This is a genomic window from Mycobacteriales bacterium, assembly GCA_035550055.1.
Classification (GTDB): domain Bacteria; phylum Actinomycetota; class Actinomycetes; order JAFAQI01; family JAFAQI01; genus DASZTV01.
The window spans coordinates 1-2734 of sequence record DASZRO010000002.1 but is presented as its reverse complement, the minus strand read 5'-3'; the positions used below and the strand labels follow the sequence as shown (position 1 = coordinate 2734).

The window sequence follows — 2734 nt, the reverse complement described above, 5'->3', positions numbered from 1 at the left end:
TCGGCTGACTCGTTCTACGTCCCGCCCGCCTCCCTCGCGGGGTACGCCGACGGCGCCGTGATCCGCGAGCGGTCGGTCCAGCTGACCCTCGCCGGAGGCCTCCCGCTGACCGGGGCGTCGGCCTATCAGTTGCTCTACCGGACCAATGACGGGCACGGGCGCGCCGTCGCAAACGTGACGACCGTGATCGTCCCCGACGGCGCGAAGCCATCCGGCGCCCGCAGCATCGTCTCGTTGCAGGACGCGGAGGACAGCCTCACGTCGAACTGCGCGCCGTCCTACCAGCTGCAGGTCGGGGAGGGTGACAACTCCGATCTGTTGCTGGAGTTCGCCGCCACCGAGCCGGCGCTCGTCTCGACCGGCCACGTGCTCGTCGTACCTGACGTCGAAGGTCCGCGATCCGAGATGTGGGTGCGGACGGCCGAGGCCCACGCGGTTCTCGACTCGGTCCGCGCGGTCGAGCACTTCAGGCGGGCACAGGTCGACGGCCGCCACACCCGGGTCGCGTTGGTCGGCTACTCCGGCGGCGGGAACGAGACGTTGGCTGCCGCTGAGCTCCAACGCTCCTACGCGCCCGACATCCGCGTCGTCGCCGTCGCGGCGGGCGGGTCCTTCGTCAACGACCGTGCCGCCGACCACTACATCGACGCGAACGCCTCAGGTGCCGTGATGGGTGCGCTGCTCGGATTGCAACGCGTCGAGCCGCGCCTCGGGTGGACGAAGCTGCTCAACACGCACGGCAGCGCCGTCCGGCGGGCGGAGACCGACGGCAGTGGTTGCGTGAGCCCGGTCGTGTCGGAGTACGAGCACATCGACAGCTGGACGACGATCCCGCATCCGCTTGCCGTGGCGAGGATCGCTCGGGCGATCTCGCGGAACGCCCTTGGTCGTCACGCGCCGACCGCGCCGACGATGCTCTACATCTCGGCGCACGACCAGCTCATCTCGCCCTCGGGCCAGCAGCAGCTGGCCGCGTATTACTGCGCACACGGCACGCAGCTCGACTTCGTCCGTGACCCGCTGCTCTACCTCGGCGACGATCACATCGTGGCGGCGCTCGGCGGCTTCATCCCGCGGGCCCTCACCTACGTCGACGACGGCCTCAGTGGACACGCCCTGCCCGACACCTGCGCCTCGTGAAGCACCGGCTCGGCGCGGCTGCGCTCGCACTGTCTGCCGCCCTGGCGCTGGCATCGGTGTGCGCGCCGGCGACGGCGTCCACCGGGTCGGGGTCAGCCCGACGCGTCGGCCCGACGGTGTCCGAGCAGACGATGCTCGATCGCCTGGCCGATCCGGGCGAGCAGCTCTCGTCGCTGCCGGCCGGCTCCGCGGTCTACCAGATCTCCAGCCACGATCTGGCCGGTGGCAACCTCGACGGCGGTTCGTACGCCGCGCCGCTGGCCGGGGTGCTGCCGGTCACCTATGTACGCCGCGAGGGTTCGACGTACGTCCTTGCCGACCAGCACGGTCCCGGTTGCCTGCTGCGGATCTGGATGACCTCGTCGTCCGGCGGAGCCAGCGGCGATGCCGCCTCCTTCGGCAACGTGCAGCTGTTCTTCGACGGCAGCTCCAAGCCGGCGGTCGACGACCCCGCGGCGGCGTTCTTCGCCGGCAAGGACCCACGCTTCCCGGTGCCACTCGTCGATGACTACGCCGGGTCCAGCGGCGGCAACTACTCCTACGTCCCGTTCTGCTTCTCGCGCGAGCTGAAGGTTCGGGTGACCGGTGCGCTCTCGACCTACCAGAACTACTTCCAGCTGACCTTCCTCAGCGTTCCAACGGGCACCCGGGTCACCACGTTCACCGGCGACGAGCGTGCCGCGCGAGCCGCCGCCCGCGCGCTCGACCGAGTGGGCGCCGCGCCCGCCGGGCGCCCGGACCGGGAGGTGAGCGGCCCGGTGAGCGCCCGCTCCGCACTCGCGCTTCCCGTGCTGCGCGGACCCGCTGCGATTCGCTACCTCCGCGTCCATGTCGCCCCGTTCACCCTCGCGACGCTGCGCAGCCTGCGCCTCGAGGTCGACGCCGACGGGGCCTCGTCGCCGCAGGTCGACGTGCCGCTCGCAGACGTGTTCGGCGACGGTCTGGAGACCCGGCCGATCCGGTCGGCGGATTTCGGTGAGGACCCGCGGACCGGCACGGGTTATCTCGCGCTGCCCATCCCGTACCGCCGCGACGTGCGGGTTCGAGTCGCCTCCGCGTCGTCCGACGCGAAAGTCCGGATCGAGGCATGGACCGCGGCGGCCAGCGCAGCGACCGGGCACCTGTACGGCACACGGGTCGTGACCAAGACGCGATTGGGACGTGACTTTCCGGTCCTCTACGCACGTGGGTCAGGGCACCTCGCGTCGTACGTCATGGACCTCTCGCAGCGAGCGCCGCTGTCAGGCGTCAGCAGCGGGCAGTGGTTCATGGAAGGCGACGAACGGGTGTACATCGACGGGTTGCGCTGCCCGTCGATCTACGGCACCGGCACCGAAGACGAGTTCAACGGCGGGTACTACTTCGCCAACGGTGCGTTCACCCTGCCGTTCAACGGCGCCGGGCCGCTCGACTCGCTCGGCCCGCTCGCCGGCGGTGCGCAGAGCGCGTACCGCGTGTTCGCCGATGACGGCGCCATCTGGTCGGCCGGCATCCGCTACAGCCAGCAGGCGGGCGGAGACAACGAGGGGCCGACGGTGGACGCGGCCGCCACGACGTTCTCCTACCGCGCAGCGCAGCGGCTGTTCGCCTCCGA

The 2734-nt window shown here is 70.9% G+C and carries 2 protein-coding genes; both read left to right on the top strand.

All coding sequences use genetic code 11. From position 1 onward, the window contains the following. A partial coding sequence (locus VG899_00025) for a lipase family protein (protein ID HWA64744.1) occupies positions 1 to 1140 on the top strand: 1140 nt, incomplete at its 5' end. Then, positions 1137 to 2734: DUF2961 domain-containing protein (locus VG899_00020; GenBank protein ID HWA64743.1), on the top strand; the 1598-nt coding region annotated here is incomplete at its 3' end. The genes VG899_00025 and VG899_00020, both read left to right, overlap by 4 nt.